Origin of the sequence: Allosphingosinicella sp., assembly GCF_046295735.1 — a bacterium.
Lineage (GTDB): Bacteria > Pseudomonadota > Alphaproteobacteria > Sphingomonadales > Sphingomonadaceae > Allosphingosinicella.
On record NZ_JBKBMQ010000001.1, the window covers coordinates 146,889 to 171,654 of the forward strand.

The following is a 24,766-nucleotide window of genomic DNA, read 5'->3' on the forward strand; positions in this document are numbered from 1 at the left end:
CGCCCCTTCCGACGCAAAGATGCGCAGGAAGGAAAGCAGCTTGTACCGTTCGATCTCCGCTCTCGCCCTCTCGGCCGCTCTGGCCGCGCCCGCTTATGCCGCCGACGCGGCGCTCGACCTGGCGGGGGACGTCATCGTCGTCACCGGCGCCCGGGACGAATATGGCGCGCGCACCATCCGTACCGGCACCCGCACCGATACCCCGCTGCAGGACGTGCCGCAGGCGGTGAGCGTGATCAGCGAGCGGCAGATCCAGGACCAGGGCCTGCGCTCGATCGGCGACGTGCTGCGCTACGTGCCCGGCACCACCATCGGCCAGGGCGAGGGGCATCGCGACCAGGTGACGCTGCGCGGCAACAACAGCACCGCCGACTTCTTCGTCGACGGCCTGCGCGACGACGTCCAATATTATCGCGGCCTCTACAACCTGCAGCGCGTCGAGGTGCTGAAGGGCCCCAATGCGATGATCTTCGGCCGCGGCGGCGGCGGCGGCGTCATCAACCGCGTCACCAAGCAGCCGCTGTTCGAAAGCTTCACCGGCGGCTCCGCCTCGGTCGACAGCTTCGGCGCCTGGTATGTCGATGCCGACGTGAACCAGCCCTTCGCGCCCGCCGCGGCCGGCCGCCTCAACGCCGTCTATGAGGAGCTGCGCAACCACCGCGACGCCTATGAGGGCCGCCGCTATGCGGTGAACCCCACCGCCCGCATCCTGTTCGGCCCCGACACCGGCTTCTCGGTCGGCTATGAATATGTGAACGACGAACGGGTGGTGGACCGCGGCGTCCCCGCTTTCCAGGGCCGGCCGGTCACCGGCTTCCGCGACACCTTCTTCGGCCTGCGCGGCCTCAACGACACCGCCTTCGAGGCGCATCTGCTGCGCGCCTCGTTCGAGCACCGCTTCGGCCCCGGCCTGACGCTGAACAGCCGCCTCCTCTACGGCGACTATGACAAATATTATTCCAACGCCTATCCGGGCGGCGTCGTGACGCTGAACCCGGCCGGCCAGCGTCAGCTCACCATCGCCAGCTATGCCGACGGCTTCCAGCGCGAAAATCTGTTCAGCCAGAACGATCTCGTCTGGTCGTTCGGCGGCGGCGCCGTCCGCCACACCTTGCTCGCCGGCATCGAATATGGCCGGCAGAAGGGCGGCAACCAGCGCTTCAACGGCACCAGCGCCACCATCCTCCTCGCCGATCCGCCGCAGATCCCGGCGCTCGCCATCTCCGCCGCCCCGGCGCGCTCCACCTTCAGCGACGTCGACGTGCTCGCCCTTTACGTCCAGGACCAGATCGCCATCGGCGACCATCTGCAGCTGATCGCCGGCCTTCGCTACGACCGCTTCGACCTCGAGGTCGCCGATCTGGTCGGCGGCGGCGTCGCGGCGCGCACCGACGACCTCTGGTCGCCGCGCCTCGGCCTGGTGGTGAAGCCGGTGGAGCCGGTGTCGCTTTATGCGAGCTACAGCCGCTCCTACCTCCCGCAGTCGGGCGACCAGTTCAACGCGCTCGACGTCACCGCCGCCGCGCTGGAGCCGGAGCGGTTCGACAATTACGAAATCGGCGTCAAATGGCAGGCGCTGCCCGCCTTGCTGGTCTCGGCCGCCGCCTACCGGCTGGATCGCACCAACACCCGCGCGCCCGGCGCCACGCCCGGCACCGTGGTCCAGACCGGCAGCCAGCGCAGCCGCGGCATCGAGATCGAGGCGGTCGGCGAGATCGCGCCGCACTGGAACGTCAGCGCCGGCTATACCCTGCAAAAGGCGGACATCCGCGCCACCACCAGCGCCGCGCCCGCGGGCCGCGAGGTGGCGCAGGTGCCGCGCCACCAGGCGTCGCTCTGGACCCGCTACGACGCGACGCCGCGCTTCGGCGCCGGCCTCGGCATCGCGCACCAGTCGAAGAGCTTCGCGTCGATCAGCAACGCGGTCGTGCTTCCCGCTTATACCCGGGTCGACGCCGCCCTCTTCCTGCGCCTCGCCGACGGGGTGGACGCGCAGCTCAACCTCGAAAATCTGTTCGACGAGGAATATTTCCCCACCGCCCACAGCGACGCCAACATCACCACCGGCGCCCCCCGCAGCGTCCGCGGCACCGTCCGCTTCCGCTTCTAGGGCCTATTCGCCCAGCGCCGCATAGGTGAACAGCCGGAAGCGGTAGCGCTGCTGGGCGCGCATATTCTCGGCGATGCGGCCGTGGAGCGCATCGTCCCACCGCGCCCAGCGGGCGATGAATGCCTCGGTCCGCGCCGGAGCGCCCGCGTCCTGGATGGCGAGCACCTCGCGCAGCAGCGCCTCGACCGCGTCGTGATAGCGCTCGTAATCGATGCGCAGCCGCCCGTCGGCCGGGTCGTAGCGCAGCACGCCCCGGTTCATGAACCAGTTGAACTGCATCAGCTGCATCGTCTGGTAGGGCTGGTCGCGGCGCGGCGGATTGTTGTTGAGCATGCGGAAGACGCCGCTCGCATAATGGGCGCGCAGCTGGTCGGCGGTGAAATAGCCGCTCGTCGCCAGCTGCCGCCCGGCGAACAGCGACACCAGGTCCGCCTTCATCTCCTCGACAAGGTTCGCATCGGCGCCGAGCGCCACGTCCAGGTCGCGGCCGTCGCGGGTGCGGTCGACGCCCAGATAATGGCCGATCTCGTGCCACAAGGTGCGATGGAAATTGGCGTCCGCCGTCAGATGGTCGTGATATTCCGGCGCCACCGCCGCCCGCCAGACGGCGCTGCCCGCGCCGAAGATGGCGGGCGACCGCATGATGTTGGCGCGCAGCAATATGGTGCGGCCGTAGCGGCGGGCGAGATAGGTTTCGTTGGGCAGGATGGTGGCGGTGTTGCCGCCGCGCGACTGGCCGAAATCCGCGACCACGTCGTAGACGCCGACCGGGATGTCGTCGCGCACCCTCTTGTGCCGGTCGTAGGGCAGGGCGTTCTCGATCGCCTGGATGCCGCCCAGCGCCTCGCGCAGCGCCCGCCCCTCCTCGCCGCGCGCGGCGAGCACGTTCAGCGAGTAGAAGGCGCGGGTGCCGCTCAGCTCGTCGTCATAGGTCTCGTAGGCGCCGATCTGCGCATTCAGATTGCGGAAGTCGCCGGTGATCCAGGCGGCGTCGCCGGATTCGTAATCGTCGCTCAGCAGATCGCGGGCGCGGTTGCGCAGGAATTTGGCGAATTCCCAATCGTCGCGCTCCACCGCGTCGGCGGCTTCGTTGAGCAGGCCGTGGGCGCGCAGCGTCTCGTCCGGCCAGCGCACCGAATAAGGCAGCGCGTAGAGCGTCGCCCGGTCCGGCGCGGCGGCGAACGCCTCCAGCCGCGCGCGCAGCCCGGGATGGAGCGTGTCGAGCACCGGATGCCGCTGCAGCACGCCGAGGTCGCGGGCGAGCGTCTCCGCATCGGCGCGGCGGATGACGGAGCGCAGATGGGTGAGCTCCGCCTGCCGCTCCGGATGGGCGGCGAGATAGGCCTCATATTCCTCACGCCCGAGGTCCCAGGGATAGACGTTCTTCCCCGGCGGCGCCGGCTCCACCCCGGCGAAAGGCTCGCGGCGGTTGTCGAGGGTGGTCGCGACCGGCCCCTGGAACAGCCGGTAGAGCGTGGCGGCGTCGCCCGTCAGCCGCCGGCGCGCGTCCAGCGCCGCCCGGTGGCGCTGCTCCTCATAAAGGTCTTGGAAGATCCGCCCGACCTCGATCAGCTTCGCGACCGCCGTCCGCTCGCCTTCCGACAAATGGGAGATGTCGGGCGCCAGCCGGATCGTCTCGGTCCGCTCCAGGATCTCGCGCTGCTGCGCCGCCGTCCAGGGCGCCGGCGCCTGCGCCGCGAGCGGAGCGGCGAGCGGAAGGAGAAGGAAAAGAGCGGTCTTGAGTTTCACGGGACGCACCTCGTCAGCTGCTGCCCGCCCAATGTGGCAGCTGCCGGCCCGGCGGGATACGCCTTTCTGCGCGGCAAAATTCCTCCCCTGCAAAGGGGAAGGATCGTTGATCCCGCGCCTTAGTGCCCCGGATCCTCGTCGTCGGCGAGCATGGCGGCGAGCTCGTCCCGGCTCATCGGTTCGGCGGGGACGGCGAAGCGCTCGGCCGCGATCGGCCCGCTTTGCTCGGCGGCGAGCACCATCCGTTCGATGCGCAGCGGCGCGCCCCGTTTCAGCAGCTCGGCAAGCTCGGCCGCGAAGCCGGGCGGCCGGCCCGCGATCGTGGCGGCGAACAGCGGGCTTTCCGCGATCGCTTCGGCCAGCGCCGCGCCGGCCAGGGCGAGCGCGGGGTCCTCGGCGAGCACCAGGCTGCCGTCGGCGCCCAGCGGGGACTCGGGAAGGATCCAGCGCGTGCCGGTGCGGCCGCCGACTGTCTCCTCGCCGTCGGGCCGCAGCCAGAATCCGATCGCGGGCGGCCCGTCCGGACCGGCCCCGGCGGCGCCGGCGATCGACGCCGCCTTCTCGCCGGAGGCGGCGTGGAGATCGGCATAGCGGACCACCGCCGGACGGTCGCCGCCGGTCAGCACGCCATAGGCGCCGTCCGGCCGGAACAGGCTGTACTCGCTGCCGCCCTCCGGGCCGACCCGGGCATGCCCGGCGGCATCCGCCTCCACCTTGAGGCGCGCGCCGCCCGGCGCCTCGTAGACCAATGTCACCTGCGCCGCCGCGGCGCCTGCCGCGCCCCATGCCGCCGCCGCGAGAAACAGCTTACGCATCAATGCCCTCCACTGGCGGCGAGGATAGCAGGGCGCGCTTGTCGGCGACAGAGGCGAACCGCTAGAGGATGCGCGTGCACGTCTCCCGCCTCTCGCTGGTCGATTTCCGTTCCTATGCGGACGTGGCGGTGGCGCCGGGGCCGGGCTTCGTGATCCTGACCGGCGACAATGGCGCGGGCAAGACCAACATGCTGGAGGCGGTGTCGCTGCTCGCGCCCGGGCGGGGGCTGCGCCGCGCCGCGCTGGCGGAAATGGCGCGGCAAGGCGGCTCCGGCGGCTTCGCGGTCGCCGCCCGGATCGCGCCCGCCGGGGTCGATCTCGGCACCGGCACCGCCGCCGCCGCGCCCGAGCGGCGCCAGGTGCGGGTGGGCGGCGCCGCCGCCTCGGCCAACAGCCTGTCGGAATGGCTGTCGGTGCTGTGGCTGACGCCGGCGATGGACCGCCTGTTCCTCGAAGGCGCCGGCGGGCGCCGGCGCTTCCTCGACCGGCTGGTCCTCGCCCTCCATCCCGGTCATGCCGGCCACGCCTCGCGCTACGAAGCGGCGATGCGGGCGCGCAACAAGCTGCTCGCCGGGGAGCGGCCGGACGCCGCCTGGCTGGCCGCGCTCGAGGCGCGGATGGCGGAGCATGGCGCGGCGCTGGCCGAAGCGCGGGCGGCGACGGTCGCGGCGCTGGCCGAGCGGCTGGCGGACGCGCCCGACGGCCCCTTCGCCCGCGCGTCGATCGCGCTCGATCCGGGGTTCGACGCCGACCTCGCCCCCGCTCTGCTCGCCGCCCGCGCGCGCGACGCCGCCGCCGGCCGGGCGCTGCTCGGGCCGCACCGCGCCGACCTCGCGGTCGTCCACGCCGCCAAGCGGCAGCCGGCCGCGCTCTGTTCGACCGGCGAGCAGAAGGCGCTGCTGATCGGCCTCGTCCTCGCCCATGCCGCGCTCGTCGCCGACCGGACCGGCCGCGCGCCGCTCCTCCTCCTCGACGAGATCGCCGCCCATCTCGACCCCGCCCGCCGCGCCGCCCTGTTCGAACGGCTGGCCGGCACCGGCGGCCAGGTGTGGATGACCGGCACCGAACGCGCGCCGTTCGAAGGCGTGGGCGATGCCAGCTGGATCGACGTGTCGCCGGGCCGCGCGGACGCCTCCTGAGGCGGGAGCCGCGCCGCCTTTTTCCTTTCGTTCCGGTCGGTCGCTCCCTATATGATCGCCATGGCATCTACCCCGAATGAAAACAGCTACGGCGCCGAGTCCATCAAGGTGCTGAAGGGCCTCGACGCCGTCCGCAAGCGGCCGGGCATGTATATCGGCGACACCGACGACGGATCGGGCCTCCACCACATGGTGTTCGAGGTCTCCGACAATGCGATCGACGAAGCGCTGGCCGGGCATTGCGACCTCGTGCGCATCACCCTCAATCCCGACGGATCGGTCTCGGTCGAGGACAATGGCCGCGGCATCCCGACCGACATCCATCCCGAAGAGGGCGTGTCGGCCGCCGAAGTGATCATGACCCAGCTCCACGCCGGCGGAAAGTTCGAGAACACGTCCGACGACAACGCCTACAAGGTGTCGGGCGGCCTGCACGGCGTCGGCGTGTCGGTGGTGAACGCGCTGTCGGAATGGCTGGAACTCACTGTCTGGCGCGACGGCAAGGAGCATTGGATGCGCTTCCGCCACGGCGACGCCGAAGCGCCGCTGAAGGTGGTCGGCGACGCGCCCGACGGCAAGCGCGGCACCCGCGTCACCTTCCTGCCCAGCCCGGACACGTTCAAGATCGTCGAGTTCGATTTCGACAAGCTCGAGCACCGCTTCCGCGAGCTCGCCTTCCTCAACAGCGGCGTGCGCCTGCTGCTGAGCGACGCGCGGCACGAGGAGGAGAAGCTCGTCGAGCTTTACTACGAAGGCGGGATCGCCGCCTTCGTGCGCTGGCTCGACCGCGCCAAGACGCCGCTCATCCCCGAGCCGATCTCCGTCACCGGCCAGCGCGACCAGATCGGCATCGACGTCGCGCTCGAATGGAACGACAGCTATTACGAGCAGGTCCTGACCTTCACCAACAACATCCCGCAGCGCGACGGCGGCACCCATCTCGCCGCCTTCCGCGCGGCGCTGACCCGCACGCTCAACAATTATGCCGACAAATCGGGCGCGCTCAAAAAGGAGAAGGTCAGCCTCACCGGCGACGACATGCGCGAGGGGCTGACCGCGATCGTCTCGGTGAAGCTGCCGGACCCCAAGTTCAGCTCGCAGACCAAGGACAAGCTCGTCTCCTCCGAGGTGCGCCAGCCGCTCGAAAGCCTGATCGCCGACAAATTGTCGGACTGGCTGGAGGAGAATCCGGCCCACGCCCGCACCATCGTCCAGAAGATCATCGACGCCGCCGCCGCGCGCGAGGCGGCGAGGAAGGCGCGCGAGCTCACCCGCCGCAAGGGCGTGATGGACATCGCCTCCCTGCCCGGCAAGCTCGCCGACTGCCAGGAGCGCGATCCCGCCAAGTCGGAGCTGTTCCTGGTCGAGGGCGACAGCGCCGGCGGCTCGGCCAAGCAGGGCCGCGACCGCCACTATCAGGCGATCCTGCCCTTGAAGGGCAAGATATTGAACGTCGAGCGCGCGCGCTTCGACCGCATGCTCTCGTCCAAGGAGGTCGGCACCCTCATCCAGGCGATGGGCACCGGCATCGGCCGCGACGATTTCAACATCGACAAGCTGCGCTATCACAAGATCGTGATCATGACGGACGCCGACGTCGACGGCGCCCATATCCGCACGCTGCTGCTCACCTTCTTCTATCGGCAGATGCCCCAGATCATCGAGCGCGGGCACCTCTACATCGCCCAGCCGCCGCTCTACAAAGTCGCCAAGGGCCGCTCCGAAGTCTATCTGAAGGACGATACCAGGCTCGACGATTATCTGGTCGATGCCGGCATCGGCGCGATGGTGCTCGAAACCGCCGACGGCCCGCGTTCCGGCGAGGACCTGCGCGCGCTCGCCGAGCATGGGCGGCGCGTGCGCACCTTGATGCGCTACATTCCGCGCCGCTACGATCCGACCATCATCGAGGCGCTGGCGCTGGCCGGCGCGCTCGATCCCGAGCTCAGGGACCGCGACCGCGCGCAGGCGATCGCGCGCGGCGCCGCCTGGCTGCAGGCGAGCGACGAGGAAGGGACCTGGTCGGGCGAGGCGAGCGAGGAGGGCAATTACGTCCTGCGCCGGCTATGGCGGGGCGTCACCGACCATCATGTCGTCGACCACAAATTCCTGATCTCGGCCGAGGCGCGCAAGCTCCACGCGCTGGCGCAGGAGCAGGCGGCGACCTATGCCCGCGCCTCGCGCCTGGTCGCGCTGAAGGGCGCCGGGGCCCCCGCCGCCGACGCGGCCGACACCAATCCGGACAGCGACACGCCGAACGAGAATGCCTCGGGCGTGCCTTCCTCGGTTCGGGCGCCGGACGCGCGCGGCGCGCTGGTCACCCGCCCGACCCAGCTGCTGGAAGCGATCCTCGCCAGCGGCCGCAAGGGCATGTCGATCCAGCGCTACAAGGGCCTTGGCGAGATGAACGCCGATCAGCTGTGGGAAACCACCCTCGATCCGGAAAACCGCTCGCTCCTCAAGGTGGAGGTGTCGCAAGCCGACGTCGCCGACGAGATCTTCACCCGCCTGATGGGCGACGTCGTCGAACCCCGCCGCGAATTCATCCAGGACAACGCCCTCAACGTCGCCAACCTCGACGTCTGACCGAGATCCTCCCTGAGCGAAGACTCAGGGGAGGGCGACCGCCCGCGCGCGGGTGGTGGAGGGGTGACAGCGCCTCCGAAGCCGCCCACCCATTGGCAATGAATTCGTTGCGAGCCTCAAGCGTTTGGCTCTGCGACATGGCGGCATCCCAATTCCGCCCCGGAGACGGGCGATGCGCTATTCCCGGTATACTCCGACTTTCGCCTTGCGCGGGCGCGTCAGTCCCGCTCGTCCGTGTCGCGGTCGCGGGCGGCGCGTTCTTCGTGGGGTTCCCAGAAGGTCGCCCAGCCGCTCGGGCCGCCGGTGCCGGGCAGGCCTTCGGGAATGTCGTCGGCGGGGTTGGGATCGACCCGCCAGCCCTGGCGGTGGAGATGGGCCTTGGCGACCATGTTCGCCGCCACCGGCGCGGTGATGAACAGGAACAGGGTGATCAGCAGCTCGTGCGCGCTGAACGTGCCGCCATGGGTCGGAAACCAGATCATCGAGGCGATGAGGCAGGAGCCGACGCCGAGCGTCGTCGCCTTGGTCGGTCCGTGGAGTCGGGTCATCAGCGACGGCAGGCGCGCCAGGCCCCAGGAGCCGATCAGCGCGAAGGCGCCGCCCAGCACGATCAGGAAGGCGATCAGGATTTCGGCGAGCGCGGTCATGGCATCACTCCACGATGTCGCCGCGAAGCAGGAACTTGCAATAAGCGACGGTGCCGACGAAGCCGACCATCGCGAGCAGCAGCGCCGCCTCGAAATAGGTGGTGGTGGACTGGTGGATGCCGAACAGGATGATGAGCGCGATCGTGTTGATCACCATCGTGTCGAGCGCGAGGATGCGGTCGCCCCGGGTCGGGCCGCGCAGCAGCCGGTAGAGATTGAGCAGGATCGCCGCCGCGACGCAGGCGAAGGCGAAGGCGAGGGCATAGGCGATCATGAGAAGATCCTCATCAGCCGCGCCTCGTAGCGCTGCTTGATCCGAGCGACCTCGGCGGCGGGATCGCCGGTGTCGAGCGTGTGGACGAGGAGCGAGCGTCCGTCGGCGGCGACGTCGGCCGAGACGGTGCCCGGCGTCAGGCTGATCGTGCCGGCGAGCGCGGTGATCGCCTCGGCCGAGCGCAGCTCGAGCGGGACGACCAGCCAGCGCGAGCGCAGGTCGCGGTTGCGGCGGAACAGGATCAGCCGCGCCACCTGGAAATTGGCGACGAAGATGTCCCACACCACGACGCTCAGATAATCGAGCATCGGCCAGCCGAAGCGCAGCCGCGGGCGGTCCGGCCAGAAAGGCGCGGTGAACAGGGGCACCAGGATGCCGAACACGATCGCCAGGAACAGGCCGCCGATCGTGAAATTGTTGAGGAGCAGCATCCACACCACGATCAGCATGCCGGTGAGGCCGGGATGGGGGAACAGCTTCCTCAGCATCTCAACCTCCCTGCCGCGGGCCGAGCACCGCGTCGATATAGGTCTGGGGCGCGAACAATTGCGCCGACGCGGCCTCCATATAGGCGGTCGCCGGGCCGGCGAAGACGGTGAGCGCCGCCAGCAGGGCGAGGATCGCCGCCGGCGGGTAGAGGGCGACGCGGCGCAGCGCCGCGGGCGCGGGGCGCGGCGGCTCGTCGCTCTGCGCGCTCTTCCAGAAGATGGTGGAGCCGGCGCGGGCGAAGCCGAGGATGCCGAGGAAGGTGGTGCCGAGGATCGCCGCCCACACCCAGGCCGCCGCCGGATGGTCGATCGCGGCGTGGAGGATGAGGAGCTTGCCGACGAAGCCCGACAGCGGGGGCAGGCCGACGACCGCGATCGCGGTCAGCATGAACAGCACCGACAGGCCCTCGATCCCGCTGAAGCGCGGGCCGAGCGCGATCGCGTCGCCATAATCGGGCCGGCGCCGCGCGATCAGATCGGCAACCAGGAACAGGCAGGCGCCGGCGAGCGTGGTGTGCGGAAGATAATAGAGCGCCGCCGTCATCGCGCCCTGTTCGAACAAGGCGACGGCGGTGAGCAGGGTGCCGGTCGATCCGACGATCGCGAAGGCGGCCATGTCGCGAAGGCCGCGCGCGGCGACGAGGCCGACGAAGCCGATGAGGATGGTGAGCATCGCCGCCGGCAGCATCCAGGGCGCGGGCGCCCAGGCGGCGGCGCCGGCCCCGGCCGGGAAGACCAGGGTGACGACCCGGATGATCGAATAGACGCCGACCTTGGTCATGATCGCGAACAAAGCCGCGACCGGCGGCGAGGTGCTGGCATAGGTGCGCGGCAGCCAGAGATGGAGCGGCAGCAAGGCCGCCTTCAGCGCGAAGACGGCGACGAGGATGAGGGCGCCCGCCCGAAGCAGGCCCTGGTCGCCGTCCGGCAGGGCGGCGACGCGCACCGCCATGTCGGCGAAGTTGAGCGTGCCGGTCAGGCCGTAGAGAATGCCGATCGCCACCAGGAAGAGGGTGGAGCCGACGAGGTTGATGATCACATATTGGACGCCCGCCTTCAGCCGCGCCGGTCCCTGGCCGTGCAGCATCAGGCCGTAGGAAGCGATCAGCAGCACTTCGAAGAAGACGAACAGGTTGAACAGGTCGCCGGTCAGGAAGGCGCCGTTGAGGCCGAGCAGCTGGAAATGGAACAGCGGATGGAAATGCCAGCCGCGCCGGTCGAGATTGGTCGCGACTGCATAGCACAGGACGAGGAAGGCGAGCACCGAGACGAGCAGCAGCATCATCGCCGACAATCGGTCGAGCACCAGCACGATGCCGAACGGCGCCTGCCAGCCGCCGAGCGCGTAGGAGGTGATGCTCCCGTCGGATGCCTGCGCGAGCAGCGCGCCGGCGATCGCGACCAGGGCGCCGGCCGCGCTCACCGAAATGGCGCGGCCGATCAGGAGCGTCCGCCGCATGCCGAGCAGGGCGATGGCGGCGATCAGCGCCGGGAGCAGGACCGGGGCGACGATCAGGTGGTTCATGCCCGCTCGTCCTCCGCCGCCCCGTCGGGCGCGCCGTCGGGCGTCCCGTCGACATGGTCGGTGCCGGTTTCGAGATAGGTGCGCAGCGCCAGCACGACGACCAGGGCGGTCATGCCGAAGGCGATGACGATGGCGGTCAGCACCAGCGCCTGCGGCAGCGGATCGGTATATTCGGTGAGGCCCTTCTCATAGATGGGCGGGCGGTTCACCACCAGCCGCCCCATCGAGAAGAGGAAGACGTTGATCGCATAGGACAGCATCGCGAGGCCGAGCACCACCGGGAAGGTGCGGCCGCGCAGGCACAGATAGATGCCGGCGGCGGTCAGCACCGCGATGGTGGAGGCGACGAGGAATTCCAGGCTCATGCGCCGCCCTTCCTCGGCTCGCGGCTCGGGTCGACGTCCATCGGCTCCTCCACCCGCTCCAGCTTTTCGGCGCGCTGCGCGACGTGGCTGAGCTCGGCCAGCGCCAGCATCACCGCGCCGATCACGGCAAGCGCCACCCCGATGTCGAAGGCGAGCGCGGTCGCGAGCTCGAACTCGCCGATCAGCGGCAGCGTGAAATAGTCGAACGCGCTCGAAAAGACCGGCGCGCCGAACAGGATCGCGCCGAGCCCGGTGAAGGCGGCGATCAGCACGCCCCAGGCGATCATCGGATGTTCGTCGATGTTGCGCCGCTTGTCGGCCCAGTCGAAGCCGGACGCCATATATTGCATCAGGAGGGCGATAGAGACGACCAGGCCCGCAATGAAGCCGCCGCCGGGCAGGTTGTGGCCGCGCAGGAAGATGTAGATGCCGGCGACGATCGCGAGCGGAAGCAGCAGCCGGGTCGCCACCACGAACATCATCGGGTGCCGCTCCGGCGAGCGGATCAGGTCCGGCATCCAGTGGAGCAGGCGCCGGCCGGACGCGCCCCGGGTCGCGGTCTCGAGCAGGGCGAAGATGCCGAGCGCGGCGATGCCCAGCACGATGATCTCGCCGAACGTGTCGAAGGCGCGGAAATCGACCAGGGTGACGTTGACGACATTGGTGCCGCCGCCGCCCGAATAGCTGGTCGCCCAATGATAGTCGGAGATCGGGTTGTTGGGCTCGCGCGTCATCACGCCCCAGGCGGCGAAGCCCACCGCCGTCCCGCCGACCGCGCCCAGCGCCGCGTCCCGCAGCCGCCGCGGCGTCGAGCTGATCCGCATCGGCTTCTTGGGAAGGAGGTTGAGGGCGAGCAGCAGGAGGAGGATCGTCACCACCTCCACCGAAATCTGGGTGAGGGCGAGATCGGGCGCCGACAGATAGACGAAGCCCAACGAGATGACGAGGCCGATGACGCTGATATAGATGAGCGCGAGATAGCGCCGCCGCTGGGCGGAGACGACCGCGACCACCGCCGCCACCAGCGCCAGCCAGCCGATCACCGCCACCGGGGAGGCGGGGATGGTCGGGCGGGTGCCGAGCGAGAACCCGCCGGTCAGCACCCCTTCGACGCCGAGCAGCACCGCGACCGCGAAGAAGACGGCGAGATAGCGCTGCAGCGATCCGTTGTGGACGGCGAGCGTCGCCTTGCGGCTGCCCGCGACCAGCGCCTCGACGGTGCGGTCGAACAGCGACTTGGCGACTGGCACCGGCAGCCGCTCCCACAGCCGCACCGCCGCCTCGTAGCGCCACAGGATCAGCGCGCCGACCAAGATCGCGAGCACGCTCATCAGCAGCGCCGGCGTGAAGCCGTGCCAGAGGACGAGGTAGAAATGCGGCGGCTCGGCCCCGATCACCGCGGCCGACACGGTCTGGACCAGCGGCCCGGCGACGGCGGAGGGGAAGAGGCCGATCGCCACCACCAAAGCGACCAGCACCGCCGACGGACCCCACAGGCCGATCGGCGCGTCGTGCGGCGCCTTGGGATAATCCTGACGTTTCGGACCCAGATAGACGTGGAAGATGTAGCGCAGCGAATAAGCGACCGAGAGCGTGGCGGCGAGCGTCGCCACCACCGGCACCAGCCAGCTCAGTTCGCCCCACACGGTGCTGGCGGCTTCCTCCAGCATCATCTCCTTCGAGATGAAGCCGTTCAGAGGCGGGAAGCCCGCCATCGACAGCGAGGCGACGATGCCGAGCGTGGCGGCGATCGGCATGATGGTGACGAGCCCGCCCAGCCGCCGCGCGTCGCGGGTGCCGACCTCATGGTCGACGATGCCGGCGTTCATGAACAAGGCCGCCTTGAACGTGGCGTGGTTGAGGATGTGGAACACGCCGACCACCGCCGCCATCGGCGTTCCGAAGCCGAACAACATGGTGAGGAGGCCGAGATGGCTGACCGTCGAATAAGCGAGCAGGCCCTTGAGGTCGTCCTTGAACAGGGCGATCGCCGCGCCGACGAACATGGTGATCATGCCGGTGGTCGCGACGATGTAGAACCAGGCGTCGGTGCCGGCGAGCACCGGCCACAGCCGCGCGAGCAGGAACACGCCCGCCTTCACCATGGTGGCGCTGTGCAGATAGGCGCTGACCGGGGTCGGCGCCGCCATCGCGTGCGGCAGCCAGAAATGGAACGGGAACTGGGCGGACTTGGTGAAGCAGCCGATCAGGATCAGGATCAAAGCCGGCAGGTAGAGCGGCGAGGCCTGGATCGCTTCCCCCTGCTGCAGGATGACCGTGAGGTCGTAGGACCCGGCGATGTTGCCGAGCAGCAGCAGGCCGGCGATCAGCGCGAGCCCGCCGCCGCCGGTCACTGCGAGCGCCATGCGCGCGCCCTGCCGGCCTTCGGGCAGATGCCGCCAGAACCCGATCAGCAGGAAGGAGGAGAGGCTGGTCAGTTCCCAGAAGACGAACAGCATCAATATGTTGTCGGAGACGACGATGCCCAGCATCGCCCCCTGGAACAGCATCAGGAAGACGAAGAATCGCCCCATCGGATCCGCGCTCGACAGGTAGAAGCGCGCATAGATGATGATGAGAAGGCCGATGCCGAGGATCAGCCCGGCGAACATGAAGCCCAGCGGATCGAGGAAGAAATTGGCGCCGAGGCCGAGCGCGGGCACCCAGTCGATCCGCGCCGTCGCCACCTCGCCGGCGAACACGCCCGGCGCGGCGAGGCCGAGCAGGACCAAAGCCGCCACCGTCGCCGCACCGGCCGCCAGCGCATTGGCGTTGCGCCCGAGCCCGGAGGTCAGCGCGACCAGCAGCGCGCCGAGAAACGGCAGTGCCGACAACAGGACGAGGTTCACAGGCGCACCCCGCGCGCCCGTTCGGATGATCTTGTACGCCCCATGATCATGGCTTGGCCAACTGGCATCGGAAGCGCGGGGCTTCAAGCATAACCGTACCGAACCCGTCCGATTTCCGCCGCGCGCCCCTCACGGCGCGCGATTGCGGGCATCTACGTAAGGCGCGGTCCGCCCCGATCGGCAAAGAGGCCGCCATGAGAATCGCCGTCTTCAGCACCCGCCCCTACGACCGCCGCTTCCTCGAGGAGGCGAACGGCAGGTCCGGCCACGTCCTCGATTTCATCGAGGCGCGGCTCGGCCCCGGCACCGCCCCGCTCGCCCGCGGGGCCGACGCGGTCTGCGCCTTCGTCAACGACGCGCTCAACCGGGCGACGCTGGCGGCGCTCGCCGACGCGGGCGTGGGCCTCGTCGCCTTGCGCTGCGCGGGCTTCAACAATGTCGATCTCGCCGCGGCCGAGGCGCTCGGCATCCGCGTCGCGCGGGTGCCGGCTTATTCGCCGCACGCGGTGGCCGAACATACGGTGGCGCTGATCCTCGCGCTCAACCGCAAGATCCACCGCGCCTATGCGCGGGTGCGCGAAGGCAATTTCGCCCTGGACGGCCTGCTCGGCTTCGATCTTCGCGGCCGCACCGTCGGCGTGGTGGGGGTCGGCAAGATCGGCATCGAATTCGCCCGCATCATGCGCGGCTTCGGCTGCACCTTGATCGGCGCCGATCCCGCCCCCGACCCCGAATTCGCGGCGATCGGTGGCCGGATCGTCGATTTTCCGGAGCTGCTGCGCGGCGCCGACATCGTCTCGCTCCACTGCCCGCTCACCCCCGCCACCCGCCACCTGATCGACGCGGAGGCCGTCGCGGCGATGCGGCCCGGCGTGATGCTGATTAACACCAGCCGCGGCGCGGTAGTGGACACCAAGGCGGCGATCGACGGCCTGAAGTCCGGCCGCATCGGCCATCTCGGCCTCGACGTCTATGAGGAGGAAGGCGACCTCTTCTTCGAAGATCTGTCGGACCAGGTGATCCGCGACGACGTCTTCGCCCGCTTGCTCACCTTCCCCAACGTGCTCATCACCGGCCACCAGGCCTTCTTCACCGAGGAAGCGATGCGGGCGATCGCGGACACGACCATCGCCAATGTCGACGGCTTCGCGCGGACGGGAAGGGCGCTGCACGAAGTGAGCGTCGACAAGCTGGCCTGACGCGATGGCGGCGATGCTGGCCCTGCTGCCGATCGCGTTGCTGGTCGGTCTGATGGCGGGGCTGCGCTGGTCGGCGGCCGTGGCGGGTCTCGTCTGCGCGCTGGTGACGGCGGTCGTCGCGATCCTCGGCTTCGGCCATGGCGCGGACGGGCTGGCGCCGGCCCTGCTCGGTCCCGCCGCCGAGGCCGCCTTCACCGCGCTCAGCATCGTCTGGATCGTGTTCGGCGCGCTCGCCTTGCACGAATATCAGCTGCGCGGCGGTGGCATCGCCGCGCTCGGCCGGTGGCTCGCCGGGTTCGGCGGGGACCGGCGGGTCGCCGCTCTGCTGGTCGCGTGGTTCTTCGCCTTGTTCCTCGAAGGGGCGGCGGGCTTCGGGACGCCGGTCGCGCTCGCCGCGCCGCTGCTGGTCGGCCTCGGCTTCCCGCCCGCGACGGCGCTCGTCATGGTGCTCGTCGGCCATGCGGCCGGCGTGTCGTTCGGTGCGCTCGGGACGCCGATGGTGCCGCTGCTCGCCGCCGCGCGGGTCGATCCGGCGGCGCTGTCGCTGGCGATCCTGCTGCTCCACGCGGCGCTCGCCTGGGCGCTGCTCGCCTTGGTGCTCCGGTTCGCCGGCGCCCGGCGGACCGGACCGTGGGTGCTCGCCGGGACGGCGCTCTTCTTCCTTCCCGCCGCGCTTCTCGCCTGGTGGGTGGGGCCGGAGCTTCCGACGCTCGGCGGCGCCCTCGTCGGCGCGGGCCTGTTCGTCCTGCTGGTCCGCCGGAAGGGCGGCGGAGGCGCCGATGGGGGCGGCCGCGATCTCCTCCGCGCCGCCTTGCCCTATCTGTTCGCCGTCGCCCTGGTCCTCGCCACCCGGCTCGTCCCGCCGGTCCGGGAAGCGCTCGGCGGCGTCACGCTCGGCTGGACCCTGCCCGGCGGTTATGCGGGAGAAGTCGCGCCTTTGTTCCACCCGGGCACCCTGCTCGTCGCCGCGCTGGTCCTGGCGGCCGCGGTCCGGCCCGGCGGCGCGGCGATGCTTCTCCCCTCCGCGCGCGGCGCGGCGGCGCGGCTGCCCCGGGTGCTGCTGGCGCTGGTCGCGGTGCTGCTGGTCGCGCGGCTGATGGCCCATTCCGGCATGATCGCCGCGCTGGCCGAGGGCGCCGGCCGGGCGCTCGGCCCCGCCTGGCCGCTTGCCGCGCCGCTCGCCGCGGCCGCGGGCTCCTTCGTCACCGGTTCCGCCACCGCCTCCAACATCCTCTTGGCCGACCTCCAGATCGAGATCGCGGCGGCGGCCGGCCTGTCGCCGCTGCTGGTAGCGGCGGCGCAGGGCTTCGGCGCGGCGATCGGCAACATCGTCGCCCCGCACAATATCGTCGCCGGCGCCGCGACGGTCGGCCTCACCGGATCGGAAGGCAAGGTGTTGAAACGCACCCTGCCCGTCTGCCTCCTCTACGCCGCCGCCGGCGGCGCCCTCCTCCTCGCTGCCCAAGCCGCCTGGAGCTGACGCGCTAGGGGGGTGAAAGGCGGGCGGCATGCGGTTATGGCACCGGCCGACGCCTCTCCAGCCTGGGAAACAAGATGACCGACGTGAAGATCGCCCGCGCCCTCCTGTCCGTGTCCGACAAGACCGGCCTAGCCGAGCTGGGGACGGCGCTGGCGCGGCACGGGGTGGAGCTGGTGTCGACCGGCGGCACCGCCAAGGCGCTGCGCGAGGCGGGGCTGGAGGTGCGGGACGTGTCCGACCTCACCGGATTTCCGGAGATGATGGACGGTCGGGTGAAGACGCTGCACCCGAAGGTCCATGGCGGCCTGCTCGCCGTCCGCGACGATCCCGCCCATGCCGGGGCGATGGCGGCGCACGGCATCGGCGCGATCGACATTGTCGTCGTCAATCTCTACCCCTTCTCCGAGACGGTGGCGAAGGGCGCCGGCCGCGCGGAGGTGATCGAGAATATCGACATCGGCGGCCCGTCCATGGTCCGCTCCGCCGCCAAGAACCATGCCTATGTCGCGATCCTGACCGATCCGGCCGACTACGGCGCGCTGGTCGAGGCGCTGGACGCGAGCGGCGGGTCGACCTCGCTCGATCTCCGCAAACGCCTTGCCGCCAAGGCGTTCGCGGCCACCGCCGCCTACGATTCGGCGATCGCCTCCTGGTTCGCCTTCGCCGACCAGGGGCAGATGTTTCCCGACACGCTGCCGGTGGTGATGCGCCGCGGACCCGAGCTTCGCTATGGCGAGAATCCGCACCAGCAGGCGGCGCTCTACCTTCCCGCCGGCCCGCACGCCCGCGGCATCGCCCAGGCCAAGCAGGTGCAGGGCAAGGCGCTCAGCTACAACAATTACAACGATGCCGACGCGGCGCTGGAGCTGGTCGGCGAGTTCCGCGGCGCGGGCCCAGCCTGCGTGATCGTCAAGCACGCCAATCCCTGCGGCGTCGCGACCGCGGCCACCCTGCTCGACGCATACGAAGCCGCGTTCCGCTGCGACACCGTCTCGGCCTTCGGCGGCATCGTCGCGGTGAACGCGCCGCTCGACGCCGCCGCGGCCGAGGCGATCACCCAGATCTTCACCGAAGTGGTGATCGCGCCCGACGCCGACGCCGAGGCGCGGGAGATTTTCGCGCGGAAGAAGAATCTGCGCCTGCTGCTGACCGGCGAACTCGCCGATCCCGCGCGCTCCGGCCTGACGCTGAAGTCGATCGCCGGCGGCTATCTGGTGCAGGGCCGCGACAACGGCCGGATCGGCGCGGGCGACCTCAAGGTCGTGACCAGGCGGGCGCCGAGCGCGCGCGAGCTGGCCGACTGCCTGTTCGCCTGGACAGTCGCCAAGCACGTCAAGTCAAACGCCATCGTCTATGCCAGGGACGGCGCCACCGCCGGCATCGGCGCGGGGCAGATGAACCGGCTCGAATCGGCGCGCATCGCCGCCTGGAAGGCCAAGGACGCCGCCGACAAGGCGGGCTGGGCCGAGCCGCGCACGATCGGTTCGGCGGTCGCGTCCGACGCCTTCTTCCCCTTCGCCGACGGGCTGCTGGCCGCCGTCGAGGCGGGCGCGACCGCGGTGATCCAGCCCGGCGGATCGATCCGCGACGAGGAAGTGATCGCCGCCGCCGACGAGGCGGGCCTCGCGATGGTCTTCACCGGAATGCGCCACTTCCGCCACTGAGCCGGAACCCCTTCGTCCGCCCCGCCGTTGCTCTTCCGGATATGGAGGAGCAGCGGAGATGAACGTCGGCGACGAGCGCAGCAGGTCCTGCTGGATGGAGGAAGGCCCGGCCGCGGACGCGCCGCCGCTCGAGAGCCACGCGACCTGCGACGTGGTGGTGGTCGGCTCCGGCATCGCCGGCCTCTCCACCGCTTATGAGCTCGCACGCTTCGGCCGGCAGGTGATCGTGATCGACCGCGGCCGCATCGGCTGGGGCATGACGGTGCGCACCACCGCCCATCTCGCCACCGAACTCGACGACTTCTATTCCGAGCTGATTGCGATCCGCGGCGAGGACGACGCCCGCATCTATCATGACAGCCAGGTCGCGGCGGTGAACCGGATCGAGGCGATCGTCCGCGACGAGGGGATCGACTGCGACTTCGCCCGCATCGACGGCTATCTGTTCGCCGCCGAGGACAGCCACCGCGCCGACCTGGAGGAGGAATATCAGGCCTGCCGCGCGATCGGCGTCGACGTCGAATGGGCGGACCGGGCGCCGGTGCCCGGATGCGACACGGGCCTCGCGCTGCGCTTCCCCAACCAGGCCCGCTTCCACCCGATCAAATATCTGCGCGGCCTTGCCCGCGCGATCGAGGCGCGGGGCGGCCGGCTCTACGCGAACACCGCTTATGTGAGCGAGACCGAGGATGCCGACGGCGTCACCATCGAAACCGAAGGCGGTTTCGCGATCCGCGCCTCGGCGGCGGTGTTCGCGACCAATTCGCCGGTCAACGACAAGCTCGTCATCCACACGAAGCAATTGCCGGACCGCACCTATGTGGTGGCGGGGCGGGTGCCGAAAGGATCGGTGCCCGACGCGCTCGTCTGGGACAGCTACGACGCCTATCATTATGTCCGCATCCAGCCGCTCGGCGAGACGGAGGATCTGCTGATCGTCGGCGGCGAGGACCATCGCACCGGCGAGGCGCCGGACATCGAGGCGCGGCTCGACGCGCTGGAGCGCTGGACGCGCGAACGCTACCCCGCCTTCACCCGCGCGGATTATCGCTGGTCCGGCCAGGTGCTGGAGCCGATCGACTTCCTCCCCTTTTCCGGCCGCAATCCGGGCAGCCGCCACCTCTACGTCCATACCGGCGATTCCGGCCAGGGGATCACCAACGGCGTCGCCGGCAGCCTCACCCTCCTGCCGCTGATCATCGGCGAGGACAGCCGCTTCGCGCCCTTGCTCGATCCATCGCGCAAGACGGTGTCGTCCACCTCGGCGATGGAGTTCGCCCGCGGCCAGGCGGGCGTGGTCAAGAACTTCTCCGAATATGTGCAGCCCGGCGACGTCGGCTCGGTCGACGACATCCCGCCGGGCGGCGGCGCGATCGTGACCGAAGGGGTGCGCAAGCTCGCCTGCTACCGCAAGGAAGACGGGACGCTGGTGCGCCGCTCGGCGGTCTGCACCCATACCGGCTGCCTCGTCCACTGGAACGGGTTCGAGAAATGCTGGGACTGCCCCTGCCACGGCTCGCACTTCGCGCCGGAGGGAGAGGTGCTCAACGGCCCGGCGGTTCAGCCCCTGCCGGCGGCGGAAGCGTAGGCTCCTCCCCGCTTTTGCGCATCCTGAAGAGGATGCGGTCCTCGGCGGTGAAGCCCTTGTACCAGACGACGATGCCGAACGCGACGAGGATGGCCGGCACGCCGAGCGCGAGCTGCAGCCATTCGGGCAGCTGCACCGCCGCGAAGCCGACCACCGTCGCCGTCGCCGCCGCCCAGACCAGCGGCCAGCGCCAGCCCTGGACCGGGGCGCCGAGCAGCCGGCGCAGCAGTCGCGCCTTCAGCACCGAAGCCATGCCGAGCGCGAGCATCAGCGCGATCGCCGCGCCCGCCGCCTGGTAGGATTGCGGCAGGCCGAGCGCGCGCATGCCGAGGATGAGGGCGACGGTCAGCGCCGCCTGTACCGTCACCATGAAGAGCGAGATCATGAGGTTGCGCCCGCGGGCGACATAGACGAGCGCCGCTTCCGACACCGCCGCCGTCGCCGCCACCGCTTCGGCGGCGAGCAGGAAGGCGAGCGCCGCGGTGCCGCCGACGAAGGCCGCGCCGACCAGCCCCATCACCGCCTCGCCCGGTATGCCGAGCGCGAGGCCGATGCCCGCCTGCGCCGCGATGATCCAGAAGCCGACCTGGCGGACCTGCTTCGCCACCGCCTTGCGGTCGCCTTCGGCGAGCTTCTGGGTGATGACGGGGGCGAGGATCGGGTCGAAGCTGGTCTTGAGCTTCTGCGGCAGCGAAGCGACCTGCTGCGCCACATAATAGACGCCGACGAATTGCGGGGCGACGAACAGGCCGAGGATGGCGATGTCGAGCCGGCGCGAGCCCCATTCGATCGCGTCGGCGGCGGCGAGCGGCATGTTGCGCTTGGCGGCGCGGAACAGCTCGACCGGCTCCGGCGACCAGCCGCGCGGCAGGCCGTAGCTACGGACCAGCGGCCAGAGCGAGGCGACGAGCCCCGCGACCACCGAGACGACATAGGCGATGATGAGCCCGTCGCGCGAGGAGACGAAGACGAGCAGGCCCGCCGCGATGCTGATCGTCCACGGCTCGACGATCGCCCGCGCCTTCACTGTGGCGGCGATATTGTGCTGATAGGCGAGCGCGGCGAGCGCCACGTCGGCGCCGGCGATCGCGAAGATGACGAGCGGGAGCAGCCATTCGGCGCCGCGTATGTCGCCGGCCGGGAACATCGCCTGCGGAAACAGCATCAGGATCGCGCTCGCCGCGGCCGAGGCGATCAGCGCCGCGAGGATCCCGTCCCACACGACGCAGACGTGCGGCCGCGACGTCTTCGACAATTGCTCGGCGAGTCCCCGCTTCAGCCCGAGCGTCGCGAGCTGGGCGGCGAATTCGATCACGATCACCGCATAGGCGAAGCGCCCTAGCAGCTCCGCGCCGTAGAGATGGCCGGCGATGAACAGGAACGGCAGCCGCGCGGCGAGCCGCAGCAGGAAGCCGAAGAAGTTGGTCCGCCCGCCCTTGGCGAGCGCGGCGATGTCGTCGCTTCCGCCTGCGGGGGGCGGATTGCTCAATGCGCCGCGCCCCAATTGGGGCCGGTGCCGATCTCGACGCCGAGCGGAACGGAGAGCTTCACCGCGGGTTCGGCCGCATTTTCCATGACGCGGCGGATGACGGCGGAGGCGCGCTCCACGTCTTCGACGGGGACTTCGAACACCAGCTCGTCATGCACCTGCATCAGCATGCGGGTGCGACCGAGCCCCTCGGCCTCCAGCGCCGGGCACATGCGGGCCATGGCGCGCTTGATGATGTCCGCGCTGGTGCCCTGGATCGGCGCGTTGACGGCGGCGCGCTCGGCGCCCTGGCGTTCGTGCTGCACCTTGCTGCGGATGCCCGGGAAATGGGTCTTGCGGCCGAACAGCGTGGTGGTGAAGCCGGTCTCGCGCACCCCGGTCAGCGTCGCGTGGATATAGTCGCGGATGCCGGGGAAGCGGTCGAAATAGCGGTCGATCATCGCCTGCGCCTCGTCGGCGGTGATGGACAGGCGGCCGGCGAGGCCCCAGCGCGAGATGCCGTAGAGGATGGCGAAGTTGATCGTCTTGGCCGACGCGCGGGTGTCGCGGGTGACCTCGCCGAACAGTTCCTGCGCGGTGAGGCTGTGAATGTCCGCCCCTTCCGCGAACGCCTGCTTCAGCTGCGGAACGTCCGCCATATGGGCGGCGAGCCTCAGCTCGATCTGGCTGTAGTCGGCGGCGAGCATCACGAAGCCGTCCTCGGCGATGAAGGCGTCGCGGATGCGGCGGCCAATCTCGGTCCGGATCGGGATGTTCTGGAGATTGGGGTCGGTCGAGGACAGGCGCCCGGTCTGCGCGCCCGACAGCGAATAGGTGGTGTGGACGCGGCCGGTATCCTTGTTGATCTGCTCCTGCAGCGCGTCCGTGTAGGTGGATTTGAGCTTCGTGAGCTGACGCCAGTCGAGCACCAGCTGGGCGATCGGCGCGCCCTCGCGCGCGAGCCGTTCCAGCTCGTTGACGTCGGTCGACCAGACGCCGGACTTGCCCTTGCGGCCACCCTTCAGGCCCATCTGGTCGAACAATATCTCGCCCAATTGCTTGGGGCTGCCGATGGTGAAGCGGCAGCCGGCGAGGCCGCAGATCCGCTCCTCCAGCGCCTCGATCTGGACGTTGAACTCGGCGGAGAGCTTGCGCAGCTCCTCCCGGTCGACCTTGACCCCCTCCCGCTCCATCCGGGCGATGACCGGGACGAGCGGGCGGTCGACCATTTCGTAGACGCGGGTCGCCCGCTCGTGCGGCAGGCGGACCTTGAAGCGGCGCCACAGCCGCAGCGTCACGTCGGCATCCTCGGCCGCATATTCGGTGGCGCGGTCGAGCGGCACCTTGTCGAACGTGATCTGCTTCTGCCCGGTGCCGCACACTTCCTTGTAGGTGAGGCATTGATGGTCGAGATGCTTTTTGGCGAGATCGTCCATCGCGTGGCTGTTGAGCCCGCCTGCGTCGAGGTTGAAGCTCATCACCAGCGTGTCGTCGACCGGCGCCACGTCGATGCCGCGGACGTTGAACAGCACCCAGTCGAATTTGAAATTGTGGCCGATCTTGAGGATTGCGGGATCCTCGAGCAGCGGCTTCAGCCGGGCGAGGACGAGGTCGGCGGGGAGCTGGTCCGGCCGTTCGGCGAGGAGATCGTCGCCGCCATGTTCGAGCGGCACGTAGCAGGCCTTGCCGCAGGCGGTGGCGAGGCTGATCCCGACGAGCCGGGCGCTGACGCAGTCGCGGCTGTCGGTCTCGGTGTCGAGCGCGACGAAGCCCTGCGCGCGCGCCTCCTCGATCCAGCGGTCGAGCTCGTCCATGTCGGTGACGGCGCGATAGGCGGAGCGGTCGATCGGCGGTTCCGGCCGCACCTCGGCCTGCACGGGGGCTGCGCCGACGGTGATGGGGCCGGCCGGCGCGCGGGCGCCGCCTTCGAGGCGGGCGAGCAGCGAGCGGAAGCCCTGATCCTCCAGGAACTCGCGCAGCGGCTCCTTGGGAATGCCCTTGATCTCCAGCCCCTCCAGCGGCTCGGGCAGCGGCGCGTCGCAGACCAAGGCGACGAGCTGGCGCGACAGCCGCGCCGCCTCGGCATGCTCGGTGAGATTCTGCTTCAGCTTGGGCTTCTTGATCTCGTCGAGATGGGCGAGCACCCCTTCGACGTCGCCATATTGCTGGATCAGCTGGGAGGCGGTCTTCGGGCCGACGCCCGGAACGCCGGGGACGTTGTCGACGCTGTCGCCCATCAGCGCCAGCACCTCGCCCAGCTGCTCGGGCGGGACTCCGAACTTCTCGATCACATAATCGCGGCCGATGCGGCGGTCGTTCATCGTGTCGTAGAGGTCGAGACCCGGCTCGATCAGCTGCATCAGATCCTTGTCGGAGCTGACGATGGTGACCTTCCAGCCTTCCTTCAGCGCCGCCTTGGCATAGCAGGCGATGATGTCGTCGGCCTCCAGACCCTCCTCCTCGATGCAGGGGATCGAAAAGGCGCGGGTGGCGTCGCGGATCAGCGGGAATTGCGGGACGAGCTCGGGCGGCGGCGGCGGCCGGTGGGCCTTGTAGCCGTCATACATGTCGTTGCGGAACGTCTTCGAAGAGGCGTCGAAGATGACGGCGAGATGCGTCGGGCCGTCGGCCTGCTTCAGGTCCTCGGCCAGCTTCCAGAGCATGGTCGTATAGCCGTAGACCGCGCCGACGTTGAGCCCGTGGCGGTTGGTGAGCGGCGGCAGCCGGTGGAAGGCCCGGAAGATGTAGCTCGAACCGTCGACGAGGTAGAGGTGGTTGTCGGCCATTGACGGCTGATAGCAAAGGGTGGGCGGGTGGCAA

The 24,766-nt window shown here is 69.9% G+C and carries 17 protein-coding genes; 7 read left to right on the top strand and 10 right to left on the bottom strand.

Annotated features, from left to right (window positions below; translation table 11 throughout):
* The first annotated feature begins 40 nt into the window (after positions 1-40).
* Entirely contained in the window at positions 41-2,110 is a 2,070-nt protein-coding gene (locus ACK4K7_RS00690) for a TonB-dependent receptor (protein ID WP_431863197.1), read from the top strand.
* A 3-nt stretch (positions 2,111-2,113) separates the two neighbouring features.
* Here ACK4K7_RS00690 and ACK4K7_RS00695 read toward each other — a convergent pair whose 3' ends face one another.
* Together ACK4K7_RS00695 and ACK4K7_RS00700 are read right to left on the bottom strand one after the other, a co-directional pair.
* Positions 2,114-3,859 (bottom strand): hypothetical protein, encoded by a 1,746-nt coding sequence (locus ACK4K7_RS00695; RefSeq protein WP_431863198.1) that lies wholly within the window; start codon positions 3,857-3,859, stop codon positions 2,114-2,116.
* A 119-nt stretch (positions 3,860-3,978) separates the two neighbouring features.
* Positions 3,979-4,674 (bottom strand): hypothetical protein, encoded by a 696-nt coding sequence (locus ACK4K7_RS00700; protein ID WP_431863199.1) that lies wholly within the window; start codon positions 4,672-4,674, stop codon positions 3,979-3,981.
* A gap of 74 nt (positions 4,675-4,748) precedes the next feature.
* Here ACK4K7_RS00700 and recF point away from each other — a divergent pair, with 74 nt between their 5' ends.
* Positions 4,749-5,813 carry a DNA replication/repair protein RecF gene (recF, locus tag ACK4K7_RS00705; RefSeq protein ID WP_431863200.1) on the top strand — a complete coding sequence of 355 codons (1,065 nt, stop codon included), beginning with the start codon at positions 4,749-4,751 and terminating at the stop codon, positions 5,811-5,813.
* A gap of 60 nt (positions 5,814-5,873) precedes the next feature.
* Positions 5,874-8,399 (top strand): DNA topoisomerase (ATP-hydrolyzing) subunit B, encoded by a 2,526-nt coding sequence (gene gyrB, locus ACK4K7_RS00710; RefSeq protein ID WP_431863202.1) that lies wholly within the window; start codon positions 5,874-5,876, stop codon positions 8,397-8,399.
* Positions 8,400-8,617: 218 nt separating this feature from the next.
* On the opposite strand, the gene ACK4K7_RS00715 is transcribed toward gyrB, so the two are convergent.
* The 6 genes from ACK4K7_RS00715 to ACK4K7_RS00740 are packed head-to-tail and all read right to left on the bottom strand — an operon-like array spanning position 8,618 to position 14,547.
* The gene (locus ACK4K7_RS00715; protein WP_431863203.1) at positions 8,618-9,046 is read right to left on the bottom strand and encodes a Na+/H+ antiporter subunit G; all 429 of its coding nucleotides are present in this window, start codon (positions 9,044-9,046) and stop codon (positions 8,618-8,620) included.
* 4 nt (positions 9,047-9,050) lie between these two features.
* Positions 9,051-9,320 carry a K+/H+ antiporter subunit F gene (locus ACK4K7_RS00720; RefSeq protein WP_431863204.1) on the bottom strand — a complete coding sequence of 90 codons (270 nt, stop codon included), beginning with the start codon at positions 9,318-9,320 and terminating at the stop codon, positions 9,051-9,053.
* Positions 9,317-9,808 carry a Na+/H+ antiporter subunit E gene (locus tag ACK4K7_RS00725; RefSeq protein ID WP_431863205.1) on the bottom strand — a complete coding sequence of 164 codons (492 nt, stop codon included), beginning with the start codon at positions 9,806-9,808 and terminating at the stop codon, positions 9,317-9,319. The genes ACK4K7_RS00720 and ACK4K7_RS00725 overlap by 4 nt, the downstream gene beginning before the upstream one ends.
* Before the next feature lies 1 nt (position 9,809).
* Positions 9,810-11,333 (bottom strand): monovalent cation/H+ antiporter subunit D, encoded by a 1,524-nt coding sequence (locus tag ACK4K7_RS00730; RefSeq protein ID WP_431863207.1) that lies wholly within the window; start codon positions 11,331-11,333, stop codon positions 9,810-9,812.
* Positions 11,330-11,698 carry a Na+/H+ antiporter subunit C gene (locus tag ACK4K7_RS00735; protein WP_431863208.1) on the bottom strand — a complete coding sequence of 123 codons (369 nt, stop codon included), beginning with the start codon at positions 11,696-11,698 and terminating at the stop codon, positions 11,330-11,332. The genes ACK4K7_RS00730 and ACK4K7_RS00735 overlap by 4 nt, the downstream gene beginning before the upstream one ends.
* Positions 11,695-14,547, bottom strand: a complete 2,853-nt coding sequence (locus ACK4K7_RS00740) for a monovalent cation/H+ antiporter subunit A (RefSeq protein ID WP_431863209.1) — start codon at positions 14,545-14,547, stop codon at positions 11,695-11,697. The genes ACK4K7_RS00735 and ACK4K7_RS00740 overlap by 4 nt, the downstream gene beginning before the upstream one ends.
* Positions 14,548-14,741: 194 nt before the next feature.
* Here ACK4K7_RS00740 and ACK4K7_RS00745 point away from each other — a divergent pair, with 194 nt between their 5' ends.
* The 4 genes from ACK4K7_RS00745 to ACK4K7_RS00760 all read left to right on the top strand — a co-directional run bounded on the left by ACK4K7_RS00745 (position 14,742) and on the right by ACK4K7_RS00760 (position 20,478).
* Positions 14,742-15,746 carry a 2-hydroxyacid dehydrogenase gene (locus ACK4K7_RS00745; protein ID WP_431863210.1) on the top strand — a complete coding sequence of 335 codons (1,005 nt, stop codon included), beginning with the start codon at positions 14,742-14,744 and terminating at the stop codon, positions 15,744-15,746.
* 4 nt (positions 15,747-15,750) lie between these two features.
* Positions 15,751-17,226 carry an L-lactate permease gene (locus tag ACK4K7_RS00750; RefSeq protein ID WP_431863211.1) on the top strand — a complete coding sequence of 492 codons (1,476 nt, stop codon included), beginning with the start codon at positions 15,751-15,753 and terminating at the stop codon, positions 17,224-17,226.
* 74 nt (positions 17,227-17,300) lie between these two features.
* Positions 17,301-18,890 (top strand): bifunctional phosphoribosylaminoimidazolecarboxamide formyltransferase/IMP cyclohydrolase, encoded by a 1,590-nt coding sequence (gene purH, locus ACK4K7_RS00755; protein WP_431863212.1) that lies wholly within the window; start codon positions 17,301-17,303, stop codon positions 18,888-18,890.
* 58 nt (positions 18,891-18,948) lie between these two features.
* Positions 18,949-20,478 (top strand): FAD-dependent oxidoreductase, encoded by a 1,530-nt coding sequence (locus ACK4K7_RS00760; protein WP_431863213.1) that lies wholly within the window; start codon positions 18,949-18,951, stop codon positions 20,476-20,478.
* Here ACK4K7_RS00760 and ACK4K7_RS00765 read toward each other — a convergent pair.
* Together ACK4K7_RS00765 and polA are read right to left on the bottom strand one after the other, a co-directional pair.
* Entirely contained in the window at positions 20,435-21,967 is a 1,533-nt protein-coding gene (locus ACK4K7_RS00765; protein ID WP_431863214.1) for a lipopolysaccharide biosynthesis protein, read from the bottom strand. The genes ACK4K7_RS00760 and ACK4K7_RS00765 overlap by 44 nt on opposite strands.
* A complete protein-coding gene (polA, locus tag ACK4K7_RS00770) occupies positions 21,964-24,732 on the bottom strand; it encodes a DNA polymerase I (protein ID WP_431863215.1) in 2,769 nt (922 codons plus the stop codon). The genes ACK4K7_RS00765 and polA overlap by 4 nt, the downstream gene beginning before the upstream one ends.
* Positions 24,733-24,766: the final 34 nt, after the last annotated feature.